General features: G+C 70.9%; 24 protein-coding genes. 13 read left to right on the forward strand and 11 right to left on the reverse strand.

What is annotated here, in order from left to right; all coding sequences use genetic code 11:
* Positions 1 to 90: 90 nt before the first annotated feature.
* Together ABZ896_RS04890 and ABZ896_RS04895 are read left to right on the forward strand one after the other, a co-directional pair.
* Complete coding sequence (locus tag ABZ896_RS04890; protein ID WP_360922270.1) at positions 91 to 636, forward strand: flavin reductase family protein; 546 nt, start codon at positions 91 to 93, stop codon at positions 634 to 636.
* A 43-nt stretch (positions 637 to 679) separates the two neighbouring features.
* Positions 680 to 1,147 carry a GNAT family N-acetyltransferase gene (locus ABZ896_RS04895; protein ID WP_360921988.1) on the forward strand — a complete coding sequence of 156 codons (468 nt, stop codon included), beginning with the start codon at positions 680 to 682 and terminating at the stop codon, positions 1,145 to 1,147.
* A gap of 23 nt (positions 1,148 to 1,170) precedes the next feature.
* Here the strand turns inward: ABZ896_RS04895 and ABZ896_RS04900 are convergent, their stop codons facing one another.
* Positions 1,171 to 2,016, reverse strand: a complete 846-nt coding sequence (locus ABZ896_RS04900) for a sigma-70 family RNA polymerase sigma factor (RefSeq protein ID WP_360921990.1) — start codon at positions 2,014 to 2,016, stop codon at positions 1,171 to 1,173.
* 174 nt (positions 2,017 to 2,190) lie between these two features.
* On the opposite strand from ABZ896_RS04900, the gene ABZ896_RS04905 reads away from it, so the two are divergent.
* Entirely contained in the window at positions 2,191 to 2,691 is a 501-nt protein-coding gene (locus ABZ896_RS04905) for a MarR family winged helix-turn-helix transcriptional regulator (RefSeq protein WP_360921993.1), read from the forward strand.
* Here ABZ896_RS04905 and arfB read toward each other — a convergent pair.
* A complete protein-coding gene (gene arfB, locus ABZ896_RS04910) occupies positions 2,688 to 3,125 on the reverse strand; it encodes an alternative ribosome rescue aminoacyl-tRNA hydrolase ArfB (RefSeq protein ID WP_360921996.1) in 438 nt (145 codons plus the stop codon). The genes ABZ896_RS04905 and arfB overlap by 4 nt on opposite strands.
* 158 nt (positions 3,126 to 3,283) lie before the next feature.
* On the opposite strand from arfB, the gene ABZ896_RS04915 reads away from it, so the two are divergent.
* Complete coding sequence (locus ABZ896_RS04915) at positions 3,284 to 3,859, forward strand: TerD family protein (protein WP_360921999.1); 576 nt, start codon at positions 3,284 to 3,286, stop codon at positions 3,857 to 3,859.
* Between the two features lie 68 nt (positions 3,860 to 3,927).
* On the opposite strand, the gene ABZ896_RS04920 is transcribed toward ABZ896_RS04915, so the two are convergent.
* The 3 genes from ABZ896_RS04920 to ABZ896_RS04930 are packed head-to-tail and all read right to left on the reverse strand — an operon-like array spanning position 3,928 to position 5,186.
* Complete coding sequence (locus tag ABZ896_RS04920; RefSeq protein ID WP_360922002.1) at positions 3,928 to 4,116, reverse strand: DUF397 domain-containing protein; 189 nt, start codon at positions 4,114 to 4,116, stop codon at positions 3,928 to 3,930.
* Positions 4,117 to 4,128: 12 nt separating this feature from the next.
* The gene (locus ABZ896_RS04925; RefSeq protein ID WP_360922006.1) at positions 4,129 to 4,332 is read right to left on the reverse strand and encodes a DUF397 domain-containing protein; all 204 of its coding nucleotides are present in this window, start codon (positions 4,330 to 4,332) and stop codon (positions 4,129 to 4,131) included.
* Positions 4,329 to 5,186, reverse strand: a complete 858-nt coding sequence (locus ABZ896_RS04930) for a helix-turn-helix transcriptional regulator (protein WP_360922008.1) — start codon at positions 5,184 to 5,186, stop codon at positions 4,329 to 4,331. The genes ABZ896_RS04925 and ABZ896_RS04930 overlap by 4 nt, the downstream gene beginning before the upstream one ends.
* 155 nt (positions 5,187 to 5,341) lie before the next feature.
* Between ABZ896_RS04930 and ABZ896_RS04935 the strand changes: the two genes are divergently transcribed.
* The 3 genes from ABZ896_RS04935 (at position 5,342) to ABZ896_RS04945 (ending at position 7,624) form a co-directional block, all read left to right on the forward strand.
* The gene (locus tag ABZ896_RS04935) at positions 5,342 to 5,818 is read left to right on the forward strand and encodes an ATP-binding protein (protein WP_360922011.1); all 477 of its coding nucleotides are present in this window, start codon (positions 5,342 to 5,344) and stop codon (positions 5,816 to 5,818) included.
* A gap of 200 nt (positions 5,819 to 6,018) precedes the next feature.
* On the forward strand, positions 6,019 to 6,942 hold the full coding sequence (locus tag ABZ896_RS04940; RefSeq protein WP_360922015.1) for a helix-turn-helix domain-containing protein: 924 nt from the start codon (positions 6,019 to 6,021) through the stop codon (positions 6,940 to 6,942).
* A gap of 49 nt (positions 6,943 to 6,991) precedes the next feature.
* On the forward strand, positions 6,992 to 7,624 hold the full coding sequence (locus ABZ896_RS04945; protein ID WP_360922018.1) for a Uma2 family endonuclease: 633 nt from the start codon (positions 6,992 to 6,994) through the stop codon (positions 7,622 to 7,624).
* Here ABZ896_RS04945 and ABZ896_RS04950 read toward each other — a convergent pair.
* Positions 7,587 to 7,814 carry a hypothetical protein gene (locus ABZ896_RS04950; protein ID WP_360922021.1) on the reverse strand — a complete coding sequence of 76 codons (228 nt, stop codon included), beginning with the start codon at positions 7,812 to 7,814 and terminating at the stop codon, positions 7,587 to 7,589. The two genes, ABZ896_RS04945 and ABZ896_RS04950, sit on opposite strands and share 38 nt — an antisense overlap.
* Positions 7,815 to 7,873: 59 nt before the next feature.
* Between ABZ896_RS04950 and ABZ896_RS04955 the strand changes: the two genes are divergently transcribed.
* Positions 7,874 to 8,386, forward strand: coding sequence for a GNAT family N-acetyltransferase (locus tag ABZ896_RS04955; protein ID WP_360922024.1), 513 nt, complete (start codon positions 7,874 to 7,876; stop codon positions 8,384 to 8,386).
* A gap of 140 nt (positions 8,387 to 8,526) precedes the next feature.
* Entirely contained in the window at positions 8,527 to 8,877 is a 351-nt protein-coding gene (locus ABZ896_RS04960) for a phosphotransferase (protein WP_360922273.1), read from the forward strand.
* Positions 8,878 to 8,923: 46 nt separating this feature from the next.
* Here ABZ896_RS04960 and ABZ896_RS04965 read toward each other — a convergent pair whose 3' ends face one another.
* Positions 8,924 to 9,259, reverse strand: a complete 336-nt coding sequence (locus ABZ896_RS04965; protein ID WP_360922027.1) for a hypothetical protein — start codon at positions 9,257 to 9,259, stop codon at positions 8,924 to 8,926.
* Between the two features lie 43 nt (positions 9,260 to 9,302).
* Positions 9,303 to 10,727, reverse strand: coding sequence for a M1 family metallopeptidase (locus ABZ896_RS04970; RefSeq protein WP_360922030.1), 1,425 nt, complete (start codon positions 10,725 to 10,727; stop codon positions 9,303 to 9,305).
* Positions 10,728 to 10,809: 82 nt separating this feature from the next.
* On the opposite strand from ABZ896_RS04970, the gene ABZ896_RS04975 reads away from it, so the two are divergent.
* Together ABZ896_RS04975 and ABZ896_RS04980 are read left to right on the forward strand one after the other, a co-directional pair.
* Positions 10,810 to 11,310: a hypothetical protein gene (locus tag ABZ896_RS04975; RefSeq protein ID WP_360922033.1), complete on the forward strand. Its 501-nt coding sequence runs from the start codon at positions 10,810 to 10,812 to the stop codon at positions 11,308 to 11,310.
* 155 nt (positions 11,311 to 11,465) lie between these two features.
* Entirely contained in the window at positions 11,466 to 12,368 is a 903-nt protein-coding gene (locus ABZ896_RS04980) for a phosphotransferase (RefSeq protein WP_360922276.1), read from the forward strand.
* Positions 12,369 to 12,806: 438 nt separating this feature from the next.
* Here the strand turns inward: ABZ896_RS04980 and ABZ896_RS04985 are convergent, their stop codons facing one another.
* Positions 12,807 to 13,517 (reverse strand): pentapeptide repeat-containing protein, encoded by a 711-nt coding sequence (locus ABZ896_RS04985; protein WP_360922037.1) that lies wholly within the window; start codon positions 13,515 to 13,517, stop codon positions 12,807 to 12,809.
* 148 nt (positions 13,518 to 13,665) lie between these two features.
* On the opposite strand from ABZ896_RS04985, the gene ABZ896_RS04990 reads away from it, so the two are divergent.
* Together ABZ896_RS04990 and ABZ896_RS04995 are read left to right on the forward strand one after the other, a co-directional pair.
* Positions 13,666 to 14,826 (forward strand): FAD-dependent oxidoreductase, encoded by a 1,161-nt coding sequence (locus ABZ896_RS04990; RefSeq protein ID WP_360922040.1) that lies wholly within the window; start codon positions 13,666 to 13,668, stop codon positions 14,824 to 14,826.
* Positions 14,827 to 14,880: 54 nt separating this feature from the next.
* Positions 14,881 to 15,855, forward strand: a complete 975-nt coding sequence (locus tag ABZ896_RS04995) for a zinc-binding dehydrogenase (protein WP_360922043.1) — start codon at positions 14,881 to 14,883, stop codon at positions 15,853 to 15,855.
* A 51-nt stretch (positions 15,856 to 15,906) separates the two neighbouring features.
* Here ABZ896_RS04995 and ABZ896_RS05000 read toward each other — a convergent pair whose 3' ends face one another.
* Both ABZ896_RS05000 and ABZ896_RS05005 read right to left on the reverse strand, forming a co-directional pair.
* Entirely contained in the window at positions 15,907 to 17,304 is a 1,398-nt protein-coding gene (locus ABZ896_RS05000; RefSeq protein WP_360922046.1) for an FAD-dependent oxidoreductase, read from the reverse strand.
* A 9-nt stretch (positions 17,305 to 17,313) separates the two neighbouring features.
* Entirely contained in the window at positions 17,314 to 17,967 is a 654-nt protein-coding gene (locus ABZ896_RS05005; RefSeq protein WP_360922049.1) for a rhomboid-like protein, read from the reverse strand.
* Positions 17,968 to 17,983: the final 16 nt, after the last annotated feature.

Below are 17,983 nucleotides of genomic sequence, written 5' to 3' on the forward strand. Positions count from 1 at the left end.
GTCCGGTCTCGGGCGGAGGCCCGATGCGGGATGCGCGAGCCCGACACTAGCGTTTCCGGTGTGTCGAACATCCCCGCCCCCGCCGTCCCGATGATCCCCGCGCCCTCCTCCGGGCATCCTGTGGGGGTGAGCGATGACGAGTTCCGGGCCGCCATGTCCCGGCTGGCCGCGGGCGTGGTCCTGGTGACCGCGTTCGAACCACCGCTGGACGCCGAGGGTCCGCGCGGCGAGGACGTCGGCATGACGGCGACGGCGTTCATGTCGGTCTCCCTGGATCCGCCGCTCGTGCTGGTCAGCCTGCGCACGGGCGCCCGGATGGACGACCTGCTGGACGAGCAGCCGCTGTGGGCGGTCTCGGTGCTGTCCGAGAGTCAGCGGCACATCGCCGGCCGGTTCGCCATGAAGGGCCGCATCAGCGACCGGCTGCTGTTCGAGGACATCCCGTACGTCCGCGGCGAGGCGACGGGCGCGCCGCTGGTGGGCGGAGCGCTCGCCACGTTGGAATGCCGAACCGAACAACGGGTGCTCGCCGGCGACCACACCCTGGTGATCGGCCGGGTCCTCACAGCCCGCGTCCCGAGCGCCGACGGCGGCCCCCTGACCTATTTCCGCGGCCGCTACCGACAGCTCGACTGAAATTCCGTGGCCTTTGCACGATTACCCGGACTACGGTCCCCGGATGACATCGGCACTTCGCCTCGAAGAGATCACACCGGGTAATTTCAAGGCCGCGACGACCATACGAGTCCACCCCGAGCAGGAATTCGCGGTCTCCCCGGTCATGCAGTCCCTCGCGGAGGCGTACGTCCATCCCGCGGGCGTGGCCTGGCCCCGTCTGATCCTCGACGGCGACCGCCCGGTCGGCTTCCTGATGGCCTTCCTCGACATCGACTGGCACGCGGACGGCGGCACCGTCCGTCGCTCGGGCCTGTGGCGCCTGAACATCGCCGCGGACGCGCAGGGCAGGGGGTACGGCCGCTTCGCCGTCGAGTCCGTCGCGGCCGAGCTGCGCCGCCGGGGCACGAAGGAGCTGTACGTCACCTGGCACGAGGGCGCGGCCGGCCCGGCCGACTTCTATCTGAAGCTCGGTTTCCGCCGGACCGGGGAGCTCAGCGAGGAGGAGACGGTGGGGGTGCTGAGCCTCTGAGCTCCTGAGCTCCTGAGCTTCGGCTAGAGGAGCTCGATGTCGAGAAGTGCCGCCTGCTCCGGGTCCGTCGTGATGTCGATGACGGTGATGCGGTCGTGTACGAATGTGAATGCCAGGGTTCGCTGCACCCGACCGTCGAGGAGCAGGGCGATCCCTGTGCGGCCCTCGACGAGCGCGGGTACGAGGACCCCGACGGTGACGGCCCGGGAGTAGGTCGACGCGCCCTTGGCCACGGCGAGCGCGCCGGCCGTCACGCCGAACTCCGTGCGCGAGACGACGTCCGGGTCGAGCACCGCGAGCAGCCCCTCGAAGTCCCCCTCGCGCGCGGCGGCGAGGAAGACGTCCACGACCTCCCGCTGCCGTACGAGATCGGCGTCCTGCGGCTCCGCGCCCTGCACCCGGCGCCGGGCCCGGCTGGCGAGCTGGCGCGCGGCCGCCGGGTTCCTGCCGACGATGCCCGCGATCTCGTTGTAGGGAACGGCGAAGAGGTCGTGCAGGACGAACGCGAGCCGCTCGGGGGGCGTGAGGGTGTCGAGGACGACGAGGAGCGCGGCGCCGACGGAGTCCGCGAGCAGGGCGTCCTGCTCGGGCCCGGGCACGACGCCCGCGACCGGCACCGCACCCTCCAACGGCTGCTCGCCGCGCGCCTTGCGCGAGCGCAGCATGTCGAGACAGACCCGCCCCACGACGGTCGTCAGCCAGCCGCCCAGGTTGTCGACGCGCCCGGTGTCCGCCCGGCTCACCCGCACCCAGGCCTCCTGCACGGCGTCCTCCGCCTCGGCGGCCGACCCCAGCATCCGCTGCGCGACGGCCCGCAACCGCGCCCGATGCGACTCGAACCGCTCGGCCAGGAAGTCGTCGTCAGTCATGGGTCACAGCCCCTCAGTCGTCAGTCGTCGATGGATTGACGGATGGCGGGGGCGAGTTGTGACATTGGGCACGGGCCGCGGGCTCGTCAGGTGATCGACAGCAGGGCCTTGCCCATCAGCCTGCGTGCTTCCAGGTCGCGGTGGGCGTCCGCCGCGTACTCCAGGCGGTACACCGTGCCGATCGCCGGCCCCTCGGTGCCGGTACCGGCCGCCGCCCAGGCGGGACCCGTCAGTCATGCCGTCTTTCGCGTCGCCCGTCTGCACCGCATGATCGGCGGGCAGCTCCTGCGTCCGCTCGGCCTCCACCTCGGCCAGGAACTGATCATGATGCACCTGTGGGAAGGCGGGCCCCAGCGCCAGACCGACCTCGTCCAGCTGCTCGACTCCGACGCCGCCACGATGACCCGCAGCATCAGGCGCCTGGAGAAGGCCGGCTTCGTCCGCCGCAGCCCCTGCCCGGAGGACGGGCGCGCGGTCATCATCGAACCCACCGCCGCCAGCCAGGCACTGCGCTCACAGGTCGAGGAGTTCTGGTCCGACCTCGAAGACGCGACGACGAGCGCCTTCACCCCTCAGCAGCGCACCGAGGCCCTGCACTCCCTGCACCTCATCGAGGACGCACTCGCCCGCGCGGCGGCGGGGAGCCGTGCGGGCGACGACGGGCAGGGCGTTTAACCCCAGTCGCGCCCGGTCCGCCCGCGCTTCGTCTCCGAGCGCTGCTTCTTCTCCCTGAGCCGGCGTTCGTTGATCCCGCGCGGGATGCGGGTGGGGCGACGCGGCTTCGGCGGCGGAGCCGTCGCCTCGGCCAACAGCGCCGCCAGGCGTACGGCGGCGGTCTCGCGGTTGCGCCACTGCGAGCGGTGCTCGGACGACCGTACGGAGATCACCCCGTCGACGAGGCGCCCTGCGAGCTTGGCGAGCGCCCGCGCCTTCCACACCTCGGGAAGGGACTCGGTGTTCGCGAGGTCGAAGCGGAGCTCCACCTGCGAGTCACTGGTGTTGACGTGCTGCCCACCCGGCCCGGACGACCGCGAGAAACGCCACATGAGCTCGGCCTCGGGCAGGGAGACGGAGCCGCGGACGACGTACGGACCAGACATGCCGTACATGTTCCCGCGCCTGTCCGGTCCACGTCACCCCAATATCGTTCACCTACTGTTCGGTAAAGAAAGTAAAGTCGCGGGGAACCTTCGGGGACCCTCGCGGCGTTCATACGGGTAGCTGTAGCTTCGTGCGCGTTACTTAACGAGGGAAGGGACTCCCAACAATGGCTGTAAGCCTGTCCAAGGGTGGCAACGTCTCGCTCACCAAGGAGGCTCCGGGCCTGACCGCCGTCACCGTGGGCCTCGGCTGGGACGTCCGCACCACCACCGGCACGGACTTCGACCTCGACGCCTCGGCGATTGCGGTCAACCCGCAGGGCAAGGTCTACTCCGACGGTCACTTCGTCTTCTTCAACAACAAGCAGACCCCGGACCAGACCATCGTCCACACCGGCGACAACCGCACGGGCGAGGGCGCGGGCGACGACGAGGCGATCAACGTCAACCTCGCGGGCCTCCCCGCCGACGTCGACAAGATCGTCTTCCCGGTCTCCATCTACGACGCGGAGAGCCGCTCGCAGAACTTCGGCCAGGTCCGCAACGCGTACATCCGCATCGTGAACCAGGCCGGCGGCGCGGAGATCGCCCGCTACGACCTCTCGGAGGACGCGGCGACGGAGACGGCGATGGTCTTCGGCGAGCTGTACCGCAACGGCGCGGAGTGGAAGTTCCGCGCGGTGGGCCAGGGCTACGCGTCCGGCCTGGCGGGCATCGCACAGGACTTCGGCGTCAACGTCTGACGGACGTTGCGGTTCGCTGCGCTGAGCGGGAGCCCCTGGTCGTACGCCGGCCAGGGGCTCCGGCGCGTCTACGCGTGCGAGACGAACGCGGTCCAGGCGGCGGGGGTGAGGGCGAGGCGGGGGCCCGTGGTGTCGTGCTTGGAGTCACGGACGTGGACGGTGCGGGGTGCTACGGCGATCTCAACACAGGAGTCACCCTGGGTACCGCCGCTGTAGCTGCTCTTGAACCACACCAGCTCGGAGACATCCATGTTCATGCCCTCGCTTCCTTACGTCTGTGAGATGAAGGCGGTCCAGGCAGCAGGGGTGACGGCGAATCGGGGGCCCGTCGTGTCGTGCTTGGAGTCACGAACATGGACGGCATCGGAGCTGGTGGCGATCTCGACACAGGAGTTGCCGTCATTGCCGCTGCTGTAACTGCTCTTGAACCACGCCAGGTTGGAGACGTCCCCGGCAGCGGGCTTGCGGATCATGTTTCTCCCAGCAGTTGCTCGATGAGGGCCAGTGACTCCCCCGGTGAGAGAGCCTGCGCCCGGATGGTGCCATACCGCAGCTCCAGGATGCGCAGATGTTTCGGATCCGAGGTCGGACGGCCATTGAAGGCACCGTCGGAGCGCCCAACCACCGTTCCGTCCGGGAACTTCAGCACCTCGATCCTTCCGTCCAGACCGGAGTGCACCGCGGAGTTCATCGGCATCACCTGAAGCACGACGTTGTGCAGCTGTCCCACCTCCAGGAGGTGTTCGAGTTGTCGTCGCCACACCATTGTGCCTCCGATGGGACGACGCAGGGCCGCCTCTTCCAGCACGAAGTGGATGGACGGTGCCGGATCCCGCTCGAAGACGGATTGTCGCGCGATCCGAGCGTTCACCATGCGCTCCACGTCGTCCGGCGAATAAGGCGGCTGGGCTGCTGAGATCACGGCCCTGGCATGATCCGGCGTCTGCAACAACCCGTTGACGCTGTTGCACTCGTACACCCCGATCTCCACCGCCTGCCCTTCCAACTTGGCAAGCTCGCGCACCCTCCTCGGATACCGGACCTTCTTCACGTCCTCCCAAGTCGCCGCGATGAGCCCACCGGCCCCCAGGACCTCGTCGGCCCTGTCCAGATACTCCTGCCTCGGGATCCGCTTTCCGCCCTCGACCTTGTAGACGAGGTCCTCGCCGTACCCCACCGCCTCCCCGAACTCCGCCGCCCGCAGCCCCACGGCCTCGCGCCGCAGCTTCAACTGCCGCCCCACCGTGGCGATCACCGCGATTCCCCACTCGTCGTCGGGATCGACCTCCCAGCCGGGGTCGACCGTCTCGTCGCCGTCCACACTCATCCCGCACCCCTCCGCCGTACGACCGTGCACGCGACGCCCCTACCCGCGCGCACCGCCCCGACAGCCCGGACACGACCGGACAAGCTCCGGACAGTCACCGTACGCATCGGCAACGTCACTGTTCACGGTACGCACGCACGGCCACGCTGAGTGACGTGAATCAAGAAACCACCGTGATCCGCAACTTCAGCGTGCCGCTGTCGGCGACCCCGCGGGGCGCCCGCCTGGCGAGACTGCTGGCCTGCGAACAACTCCGGGAGTGGGGCCTGCCGTTGGACCCGGCGGAGCACATCGTCGCGGAGCTGGCGGCGAACGCGGCGACGCACGGCCGGGTCCCGGGAAGGGACTTCCGCCTGACGCTCTACATGGTCGGCGACACGCTGCGTATCGAGGTCACGGACACGAGGGGTGACCGCCTCCCCCACCCCGAACTCCCGCCCCCGGACGCGGAGTCGGGCCGAGGCCTGATCCTCGTCGACACCCTCGCCAGCCGCTGGGGCGTCTCCCCCGGCCCACCACCCCGCAAGACGGTGTGGGCCGAGATCCGCGTCGACCGGAGCACGGCGAACTGTGCTGCGGAGAATCCGTGCTGCGGAGCTTCGGGACGTCTTCCCCAAGAAACGAGACGGTGAGAAAGAACCCCCACCAAACCCCACCCCTCCCGCCCGCCGGGCGCTCTGACCCTCAGGGGTGAAGATTCCCAACTCAGCTGGATTTCGACCCGGTTGCCTGCCCTACTCTCGGCGCAACACAACCGCACAAAGCAACGGCCCCCGCCGGGACGGCAATCCCGATGCGAGGGCCTGACCACCAAGGAAGAGACAGCTTCCCGATGGACACTGAAAACCCTAGCGCGCCCCCGCGCGCCCAGTCCCGTGTTGCCACGGAGAACCACCCGAACCGGGACCCCGAAACCGAAACCGGCGGCGGTCTGATCCACGACCACACCCGCCACACCACCCGCTTCACGGTGATCGGCAACCACCTCGCCCAGCACTCGGAGCTGTCGCTCCTGGCGATCGGTCTCGCCACTCACATCCAGTCGCTGCCACCGCGCGCCGCCGTCGACATCAAGTCCCTGGCCGCCCGCTTCAAAGAGGGCGCCACCCGCATCGCGGCCGCCCTGCGCGAACTGGAGACCCACGGCTACCTGCGTCGCGAACGCCGACAGATCAGCGGCGGCCGGATCGTCACCCGCACGATCTCCTGCAACCAGCCGAAGCAGCACGGCACACCCCGCACTCCGGCACCCACCTCGACGCCCGCTCCGGCAAGCCCCACCCCCTCACCGAGCCCGACCGCACCCCCGCGGCACCCCGCCACACCACCCAAGAAACGCCCCCGGCTCCTCCCCGCCGTACCGCGCCCGGGTTACACCTCCCCCGCGCTCCTCCAGACGGCCACCGACATCCTCACCGGCCTGCGCCGCGTGGACCCACGTCTCCTCCTCTCCGCCCACGACATCGCGCACCTCGCCCCGGGTGTCGCCGCCTGGCTGCTGCACGAGGTCACCCCCACCGCCGTACGCCACGCCCTGACCGCAGCCCTCCCATCCGACCCGCTGCACCGCCCGGCCGCCCTCCTGGCCCACCGCCTGACAGCCCTGCTCCCACCGCCACCACCTCCGCGGCCCTCCGCGCCACCACCCCCCACCCGGCACCCGCTCCAAACCTGCGACGGCTGCGACCGCGCGTTCCGCGCCCCGGCGCCGGGCCGCTGCCGCGACTGCCGCTGCGATCTCTCGGAGGCCGCCTAGCATGAAAGCGACGATCCTTGCCGCCGGGCACAGACGAGGAGCGAGCGCCATGACCATCGCACCGGACAACGCGCACCGGAAGGGCTCGCACATCTACCGCGCCATGCGGGACCTCGTTGAGTCCATCGACGACACCGTTCCCGGCAAATTCGAGATCACCAAGGAAGGGATCGTCCACGACATGACGTCGCCGGGAGGACCTCACGAGGTCACGGCCGCGCACGTCAGCCGCCGTTTGGAGAAGGTCATGCCGGACGACCTTCTCGCCCACAACGGGACTCCCGATGTGGAGGACGAGCCCGAAGGCATCAAGCGGCATCCAGATGTGACGGTGATCGCCTGGACGGACCTGAACGTCGAGGGAGCCATCGACCCTCACACGGTCGTCGCCGCCATCGAGATCGTCTCCCGATCCAACCCGGACAACGACTGGGTCACCAAGATGCGCGACTACCCCCTGATGGGCATTGCCACCTACGCGATCTTCGACCCCCGCACCGGCACCGGCGCCGTCCTCACCGACATCCACTCCACCCCCGACGGTCCCCGCTACGCCACCCGAAAAGACTTCGTCTACGGCGAGGACGTCACCATCGCCGACTGGACGATCTCGACGGACAACCTGCCGCGCTACCCGGCCACCCTCACCGGCTCTGCGCCCTCCGGCTCCGCCACGACCTGAAGCGGGCGAAGAGCCAGAGCAGGAGGAGTGAGATCGCCACTCCCCCGCCCAGGTCGAGCAACGCGTCCGCCAGCTTCCCGACGGAGAAGTCGCGGGCGAGGGAGAACAGGTCGAACACGAACGTCAGGACCACTCTGCCCAGGAGCATGAGGGCCAGGAACCCGACTACGTCCTTCTCTTTCTTCGCCACCTTCACATCCCACACAAGGGATCTTTGCGATTGCTGTCGAACAAAGTAAGAACTGATCCATGTTTCTGGAACCCCTGGCACCCACGGACGGCGCCCTCCCCGGTGAGCTGCTCACCGAACTCACCGCCCTCTACGCCGCCAACCGCGACTTCCACGCCCTCAGCGGCGACTTCCCCGACGCCGACGACATCCGCCCGGAGCAGGTCGCTGCCGCACTCGCCGATGACCTCGCGCATCCCGACGCCGAGGTACTTCTCGCACGCGGTGAGGGCCGACTGGCCGGAATCGCGATCACTCTCGCCCACCACCCCGACCCGGCCGACCCGGACCCGTGGATCGGCCTGCTGATGATCGACGCGGCCATCCAACGGCGCGGCTACGGACGCCGGTTGGCGGAACTCGTCGAGAACCGCCTCCGCACCGGCGGCCGTACCGCCGTACGCCTCGCCGTCCTGGACAACAGCCCCCGCGCCCTCACCTTCTGGACCGCCCTCGGCTACGAGCCGATCACCCACCGCCCGGACCTCGACAGGGGCCGCCCCTGCACGGTGCTGCGCAAGCCCCTGACCTGAGCCGGGCCATCGCAACAGCCGTCCGCCGCCGGTAGGTTCACGGTCTGCAGCGCGGTGACCTACTCGGCTCCGGACGCAGCGCGGACGTCTACGCCCTCGACGACGACGATGACCGCGACGCCACCACCGAAGCGCTCGTGATGCGGCGACTGCACGGCGGCACCCTGCTGGACGCGCTCCGGCAGGGCACCGTAACGGCAGCCGCAGCGGGAGCGACGCTCGCGGACCTGCTGCACCGCCTGCATCGCATCCCCGCGCGGCTCGCCGCCGCTCCCGCGGACCGCATCCTCCACCTCGACCTGCACCCGGACCACGTGATGCTCACCCCGGACGGCCCCATGGTGATCGACTGGCGCAACACCCGGGACGGGCCACCCGGACTGGACCGGGCGATGTCGGCCCTGATCCTGGCGCAGGTCGCGGTCACCCCCACGACCGAAGAGGCCGACGAACCCCGCCCTGAGCGCGGGCGAGGTGCGCGTTCTCGGTGAGGCCGTAGGGCTCGTACGCGAGCTCGGCCGGCACTGACCGCGAAACTCAGACCGTCGGCGCCGGGTCCGTCGTCGACGGGCGGCGCTTGCGGACCAGTTGGACCAGCGCGCCCAGGACGATCGCGTTCACCACCGCGCCGAGGGCCAGGCCCAGATAGAAGGGGGCGTCGGTCGGGACCCAGCCGAAGGCGATCGTGAAGAGGAAGTTCGTCGGGGCGGTGAGCACCGTGGGAACGACGTAGAACATGGTGTCGATCTTCAGGTAGGAGTCCTCGAAGTACGCGTAGCACGCCAGGAACTCCACCACGGCCAGGTAGCCACGCGAGAGCCGGTTGCTCCAGGCGAGGGCGAGCACGGCACGGCTACGGGCGGCGAAACTCACTGCATTCTCCGATCAGTTGGGATCACAGGCGAGGACGACGGAATCACCGCCCGGGTTCCGCGCCCGGGTCCGCCGGCTTGCCGTCGCCGTACAGCCAGTCGTCCCAGATCTCGTCGAAGTCCTTGTCCGGCGCCCGCTGTTCGACGTACGCCGTGAACTCCCCGGTGTCCGCGGTGCCATGGCGATGCGCCGCCGCCCAGCCCCTCAGCACACCGGCGAAGACCGCGTCGCCGACCGTCTGCCGGATCCGGTGCAGGACCATCGCCCCGCGCTGGTAGACGGGGCTGTCGGAGATGTGCGCCGCGCCGGAGGGCCTCCCGGGCGGGAAGGACCACAGGTCGTCGTAGACGTCCTCGCCGTGCGCGTACAGCTCGTCGAAGGTCTCCTGCGCGCTGTCCCCGCCGTGCTCCTCGTCCCACAGCCACTCCGCGTAGGTCGCGAACCCCTCGTTGAGCCACATGTCCCGCCAGGACCTCGGGGTGACCGAGTCGCCGTACCACTGGTGCGCCAGCTCGTGGACGAGCGTCGCGGTGTCGGGCGCGCCGGGGAAGAAGGGCCGGTTCTGCGTCTCCAGCGCGTACCCCGCGTCCCCCTGCCGGTCGACGATCGCACCGGTCGAGGAGAAGGGGTACGGCCCGAAGGTCTCCTCCGACCAGGCCATGACCTCGGGGATCCGCGCGAGCACCTCGCGGCTCGCGTCCGCCTCGGCCGGGTCGACGGCGGTGTACACGGGCAGTCCCGACGGGGTCTCGGCGCGCCGGATGTCGTAGTCGCCGATCGCGAGGGTGGCGACGTAGCTCGCCATGGGCTCGGCGGTGTGCCAGGTCGACGTCGTACGGCCGTCCGCGGTCCGCTGCCGCGTCAACTCCCCGTTGGAGACGGCCTGGAGGCCCTCGGGGACGGTGATCGTGAGGTCGTAGGACGCCTTGTCGGAGGGGTGGTGGTTGCCGGGGAACCACGCCATCGAACCGGTCGGCTCACCGAGGGCCAGCACGCCGTCGTCGGTGGGCAGCCAGCCCTCCTCCGAGCCGTCCGGGTCGGTGATCGTCTCGGGCGTGCCGGAGTAGCGGACGGCCACCTTGAAGGTACGGCCCTCGTCGAGGTCGTCGTGCGGCCGTACGGTCAGCTCCTGCCCGGCGCGGTTCCAGCGGGCCTCGTCGCCGTCCACGGTGACGCGCTCGACGTCCAGGCCCTTGAGGTCGAGGTTGAAGGCGGTCAGGTCCTGGCGGGCGCGGGCGGTGAGGGTCGCGGTGCCGGACAGGTGCTCGTCGTCCGGGTCGTAGGCGAGGTCGAGGGCGTAGTGGGTGACGTCGTAGCCGCCGTTGCCCATCTTCGCGAAGTACGGGTCGCGCAGGCCGGAGCCGCCGGGGGTGCCGTGCACGCCGGCGTCGCACGCCGTCAGGGCGCTCGCCGTCAGCGCGCTCGCGAGGAGCAGGGCGACGGGGGCGAGCGGCACGGTTCGGGGCACGCCGCGATCCTATGAGCGGACGCCGCGAGCCCTTGGGAGCGCGCCGTGATCCGCTGAGGGCGCGCGTGACACCATCACGTACGTGCTCGACATCGGCTACGCCCTCTCCAACCGCTTCCCGGACCCCCCGCAGACCGACTACCGCAGCGTGGACGTCCACACCCTGCGCCACGACCTGTTCTGCGGAGACGTCTATCTCGCGGACACCAAGGAGGACCGGGAACTGTCCACAGCCTGGGGATGGGTGCCGGTGCTCGACTTCGCGTGGGCGCTGTGCGACATCGTCGAGCGTCTCGACCGGGACCCGGCGGGCTCCCGCGCCTCCCGCCCCCAGCACGCGGAACTCGACTTCACCGAGTCCACCGACCGTATGCTCTTCGAACGCCGCTTCGGCTGGGTGGACATCGAGTCCGACTGGATGCCCGCGGAGGAGCCCCCGCTCACCTTCTCCCACACGGACCTGCGCCGCGAGGCCCGCGACTTCCTCCACGACCTCATCGCCGACCTGGTGGACCTCCACGAGGACCTGGCGGACAACCCGGCGATCTGGACCCTCCAGGCACGGTTTCCGAGGGTGAAGTGAGCGAGGGTGAAGCGAGCGGGGGTGAAGTGAGCGAGGAGAACGCCGCCGGCGACACCGGCGACCAGACCGGTGAGCAGACGGGCGACCAAACCGGCATCCTGGCCGACGTCCAGACCGACATCCGCACCGCCCTCCTCGCCGACGTCCAGACCGACATCCTGGCCGACGAGGATCTGCTGCGGTCCCTCCTCCGGGAGCAGCACCCCGATCTCGCCCACCTGCCCCTGGGCCCCGCGATCCGCGGCTGGGCCAACGAACTCTGGCGTCTCGGCGGGCAGTTGGCGATACGACTGCCCCGCACGCCCGATGCCCCGGACCTCATCCTCAAGGAACAGCGCTGGTTGCCCGCCCTCGCCCCGCTCCTCCCGCTCCCGGTGCCCGTCCCGGTCCGCCTCGGCCGCCCGACCGACCGCCTCCCCGCCCTCTGGGCCGTCGTCACCTGGATCCCCGGCGACCCGGCCGACCGCGTCCCGGTCACCCGCGCCGACCACGCGGCCGACGCCCTCGCGGACTTCCTGCGCGCCCTGCACCGCCCGGCCCCCGCCGACGCACCGGTCAACCCCGACCGGGGTGTGCCCCTCGCGGTCCACGCGCCCGGCGTCGACAAGGGGCTGCGCACCATGGACCTCGGCGAGTTCGCCCCGGACGACGTCCGGCGGGTGTGGGAGGCGGGCCTCGCCGCGCCCGCCTGGGCGGAACCCGCGCGGTGGCTGCACGGTGACCTGCATCCCGCGAACGTCGTCGTGGCGGACGGGACGTTCGCCGGCGTGATCGACTTCGGCGAGCTGTGCGCCGGCGACCCCGCGACCGACCTCGCGGCCGCCTGGCTGCTCCTCCCGGACGGCGCGGCACCCCGCTTCTTCAAGTCCTACGGCACCGACGACCAGGCCCTGATCCGACGCGCCCGCGCCTGGGCGATCCGCAGCGCCCTCGGCCTGCTCACCGTCGGCCAGGCCGACGAGAAGGGCCTCCCCGGCGGCAAACCGACCTGGGGGACGGCGGGGCGTGCGGCACTGCGGCGCGTCCTGACCGACGACCCACCGCTGACCGACTCCTGACGGACCCACACCCCCGGCTCCCCCCGGATCCCCAGGGGACGGCGGGGCGTGCGGCACTGCGGCGCGTCCTGACCGACGACCCACCGCTGACCGACTCCTGACGGACCCACACCCCCGGCTCCTCCCAGATCCCCAGGGGACAGCGGGTCAGGGGACATCTCCAGCAGGTCCAGGCGGACGGCCCACCGCTGACCGACTGCCCACCGCTGACCGACTGCCCACCGCTGACCGACTCCTGACAGACCCCACGCCCCCAGCTCCCCCCGGATCCCCAGGGGACGGCGGGTCAGGGGACATCTCCAGCAGGTCCAGGCGGACGGCCCACCGACTCCTGACGGACCCACACCCCCTGCTCCTCCAGGCCCCCAACCGCCTCCCGGCTCCTCCCAGATCCCCATCCGACTTCCCCCGCTCCCCCCGGAACCCCTCGGGCTCCCCCTACTCCACCCTGATCCCCATCTGCCCCGCCAACACCGGCGCCAGATCCAGCAGTTGCCCCGTACTGATCACCGCCCCCGCCAACCGGTCCAACCCTCTCGTGATCTCCAGCGGCGCGGCCCCCCGCAGGTCGACGTCCTTCAGCGTCGCCGCCGTGAGATCCGCCCCCTTGAGCGCGCAGTCGACGAACTCGACGCGCTCCAACTGCGCACCGCCGAAGTCCGGTTCGACCAGGACGCAGCCCTCGAAGACGACGTCCTTGAGGCGCGCGGTGCGCAGATTGAGGTAGTCGATCTTCCCGCCACGGATCAGCACCCGCTCCAGCACCGCACCGTGCAACTGAACCCCACCGAGCCGCGCGTCGATCACCTCCGTGTCCCGGAAGGTCGCCTCCGCGAGGTCCGCGCCGACACCCCGCAGCCCCGTGAGCACGGAGTCCAGGAACCGCGCGTGGTACAGCCGGGTCTCGTCCATCGCGCACCCCGTCAGCGCACAGTCCATGAACCGCGCTCCCCCGCCGTCCTGCCCGACGAAGTCCACCTCCCGGAACTCCAGCCCGTCATAGTCCCCGTCCGGCTCCAACTCCCCACCGCCGAACGGAGCGAGCGGCGGCAACCGCACCTCCGGCCGCCGCGCCCCCTTCACCCGCGACACACCGGACGCCCCCGCCGCGCCCCGCGCCCCCGCACCACCACTCGCTCGCCTCACCATGCCCCCATCCTGCACCCCACCACTGACAATCCCCCTGACCTGCGAAAACCCCGCGCCAAGGCCCCCGATGTCACATTCCACCCCACTCGACCAGTCGTACAGATGACACCACCCAACCCCGACCCCGAGCCCGAGGAGAACCCCAGCCATGCACCGCATCACCGTCATCGGCGGAGGCCTCGCCGGACTGACCGCGGCCGTCACCGCCGCCGAGGCGGGCGCCAAGGTCACCGTGTACGAGGCCCACCACACCCTCGGCGGCCGGGCCCGCACCGCCGAGGGCCCGTACCGCACGAACGACGGCCCGCACGCCCTCTACAACGGCGGCCCGCACTGGACCTGGCTCCACCAGCGCGACCTCATCCCCCCGCTCGCGCCGATCCCGCCCCTGGAAGCCGCCCGGCTGCGCCTGCGGCACAAGGGCACCCTGCGCCGCACCCCACCCTTCGCGATGCTCAAGCTGCTGCGCCGCAGCGCCGTCGAGGCCCCGGTGGACACGGACTTCCTGTCCTGGGCGACCGAACTGGCCGGCGAGGAGGGCGCCCGCGCCGCCGCCCGCTTCGCGGCCGTCGCCGTCTTCCACCACGACCCGGGCGCGCTGTCCGCCGCGTTCGTGCAGGAACGGCTGCGCCGCACCGCCAAGCTGCCGCCCGAGGCGCACTACCCGCGCGGCGGCTGGGCGAGCGTCGTGGACCGGATGGCCGCCCGCGCCTGGAACCTGGGCGTCCGGATGGAGACCCTGTCCCGCGTCGACACCCTGCCCACCGACACCCCGGTCGTCGTCGCCACCTCCCTCGACGCGGCCCGCCGCCTCCTCGGGGACTCCTCACTGACCTGGCAGAGCGGCCGTACGACACTCGTCGACCTCGCCCTGCGCACCCGGCGCGGCGACGCCTTCGCGGTGTCCGACCTGGACGCCCCCGGCTGGATCGAACGGTTCACCGCCCAGGACCGTACCCTCGCCCCGGCCGGCGAGCAGCTGGTCCAGGGACAGCTCCCGCTCGCGCCGTACGAGTCGAAGGCCGACGGGGTGCGCCGCGCCGAGGAGTTGCTCGACCTGGCCTTCGAGGGCTGGCGCGAGCGCGTGACCTGGCGGCGCGCCTCCGTCGCGAACGGCCGTACGGGAGCCGTGGACCTGCCCGGCACGACCTGGCGCGACCGCCCCGCCATCGACCGCGGCGACGGCGTCTACCTCGCGGGCGACCAGGTGGCCGCCCCCGGCGTCCTCTCGGAGGTCTCCTTCACCAGCGCCCTGACCGCCGTATCGCTCGCTCTCGGCCGCAACGCCCTTGACCTCAAGCACGCTTGAGGCTGAAAGGTGGGCCGGGCGTCCAACCGGAATGCGACCTGAGGGAGCCCGTCCATGCACGCCATCCGCCTGCACGCCTTCGGCCCGGCCGAGAACCTCGTCCACGAGGAGGTGACCAACCCGCTCCCGGGCCCCGGCCAGGTCCGTATCGCCGTACGGGCGGCGGGAGTCCACCTCCTGGACACCGCCCTGCGCCAGGGCATGCAGGGCCCGCTGCCCGCCCTCCCCACGCTGCCCACCGTGCCGGGCCGGGAGGTCGCCGGCACGGTCGAGTCCCTCGGCGAGGGCGTCGCCGACCTGTGGCTGGGCAGGCGGGTCGTCGCCCACCTGGGCTTCGCGCCCGGCGGCTACGCCGAACTGGCCGTCACCGACGTCGACCGCCTCCACGACATCCCCGACAACCTCGACTTCGCCCAGGCCGTCGCCATGATCGGAACAGGGCGTACGACGATGGGAATCCTCCAGTTCACCGACCTCGGCCCGGACTCCGTGGCCGTGATCCCGGCGGCGGCCGGCGGCATCGGAACCCTCCTCGTCCAGTACGCCAAGAACGCCGGCGCCACCGTCATCGGCCTGGCGGGCGGCCCGGAGAAGACCGCACGCGTCGAACGCAACGGCGCCGACCTCGCCGTCGACTACACGGACCCGGCCTGGCCCCAGAAGGTCCGCGCCCACCTCGGCGACCGACACGCCACGGTCGTCTTCGACGGCGTCGGCGGCACCGTCGCCCGCGAATCCGTAGCCCTCCTGGGCCCCACCGGCCAACACCTGGTCTTCGGCTGGTCCGGCAAAGGCCCCCACGACGGCAAGCCCTACCTGGTCGACGGCCTCTCCGAACAGGTCCTCGGCCCACCCATGCTCCAAAAGGCCGGCGGCAACCTCCGCACCCTCGAACTCCGCGCCCTCACCGAGGCCGCCACAGGCCGCCTCACCCCGGCCATCACCCGCTACCCCCTCACGGAGGCAGCAGCCGCCCACCACACCCTGGAGACCCGGGGGACCATCGGGAAGGTGGTCCTGGAGCCCTGACCCGGCAGGATCCGGAGAGACCGGGACCGGCGCTCGGTACCGCCAGGAGACTCAGTGCCGCCCGGCGATCCGGTCCGCCACCCGCGCCAACCGCGACGACCGCACATCCGGCGTCCCCGCCTCCCGCCGGTCCGCCGCCCGATACGTCGCGTACATCCCCTGCACCCCCGCCCACCGCAACGGCTCCGGTTCCCACTTGCGGACCTTGTGTCCCACCCAGGGCAGGTCGGTGAGTTCGGTGCGCCCCGCCTGGCCGGAGTCCTGCTGGACCAGGTCCCTGAGCGTGCGCGCCGCGAGATTCGTCGTAGCGACGCCCGACCCGACGTAACCACCCGCCCAGCCGAGCCCCGTCGACCGGTCCAGCGTGACCGTCGCGCACCAGTCGCGCGGGACGCCGAGCACGCCCGACCAGGCGTGCTCGACGCGCACCCCGGCCAGCGAAGGGAAGCAGTTCACGAGGATGTCGCGGAGCGCCCGTACCGTCGCCGACTGGGTGCGGCCGTCGTTGTCGGTGCGGGATCCGAAGCGGTACGGCACCCCGCGTCCGCCGAGCGCGATGCGTCCGTCGGGGGTGCGCTGCGCGTACATGTAGGCGTGCGCCATGTCGCCCAGGGCCTCTAGCCCTTCCCAACCGATCGCCGCCCACTGCTGCTCGCTGAGCGGTTCCGTGGCGATCATCGAGGAGTTCATCGGCAGCCAGGTCCGACGCTGCCCCTTGAGGGCTGCGGTGAAGCCCTCGGTGCAGCGCAGGACGTAGGGCGCGCGGACGGTGCCGTAGGGCGTCACCGCGTGCTTGGGTTTGATCTCCGTGACCGGGGTCAGTTCGTGGATGGTCACGCCGAGCGCTTCTACGGCTGCCGCGAGTCCCTTGACCAGTTTCACGGGATGGATGCGCGCTCCGTGCGGGGTCCAGCTCGATCCGACGGCGTCGGCGACGCGGATCCGTTCGGCGGTCTGGCGGGCGCCGTAGAGTTCGCGGTCCTTCTCGCCGTACGACTGCTCGTGCGCGTGGAAGTCCTTCAGGCGTGCGAACTGCGCCGGGGTGCGGGCGACTTCGAGGACGCCTCCTTTGTGGATCCCGGCGTCGATGCCTTCCTCGGCGGCGATGCGGACGACTTCGTCGACGGTGTCGTTCATGGCCTTCTGGAGGCGTACGGCGGCTTCGTGGCCGTGCACGCGCGCGTAGCGGTCGCGTCCGGCGATGCCGTTGTAGAGCCAGCCGCCGTTGCGGCCGGAGGCGCCATAGCCGCAGAACTTCTGTTCGAGGACGGTGATGCGCAGGAAGGGCGCGGCCTTCTTCAGGTAGTAGGCGGTCCAGAGTCCCGTGTAGCCGCCTCCGACGATCGCGACGTCCGCCGATGTGTCGCCGTCGAGGGGTTCGCGTACGGCCGGGAGGCCGTCGTCCGCGTACCAGAAGGAGATGCCGCCGTTGACGACGCTGGTGTCCATGGCCGGACGTTAACCCGCCGCCAGGCCCGCTGTCTCCTTCGGATTTCGTCGTCCTGGTACGCCTCTGACCAGCGGATAGCAGGCGAATCCGATGAGTGCGGAGGTGAGGTGGCCGAGGTCGGTGAAGGTCCGTGCGGTGACCAGGGGGACGGCGTACACGACGAGTACGGCGAATCCGTAGACGTAGCGCCAGGGTGGCGGGACCCGGTAGACGAGCACGGCGGCGACGCCCGCGAGGGCGTAACTCACTCCGATGTCGAGGGTGTTGACGGCCGACTCGGGTGCCATGCCGTTCCGGATGCCCCAGAGCAGGGCGCCTTCGCTGATCAGGGTGGCCAGTACGTGGGCGGCGGCGCAGACGGCCAGCCAGCGCGCGGTGCCGAGCCAGTGTTCCGCCTGTGCGTGGAAGAGCGAGTAGAGGACGACGTACGGCAGCCAGCGGCCGCCGTCGATCCACATGGCGCTGGCGACGAGGACGCGTACCGGGTTGTTCGAGAGTTCGTGGAGGTTGGTCGAGCGTTGCCGCAGGAAGTCCTCTTCGAACTCCGGCGACATGTGGTGCAGCGCGACCGTCGTCACGAAGAGGATGCCCAGCCAGACGTAGGTGCCGGGGGCGCCGCGAACGTATGTCCACACCCTGTGGATACCGCGGTCGATTCGCATGAGCCGATTCACGCAC

Source organism: Streptomyces sp. NPDC047072 (assembly GCF_040643855.1).
GTDB lineage: Bacteria > Actinomycetota > Actinomycetes > Streptomycetales > Streptomycetaceae > Streptomyces.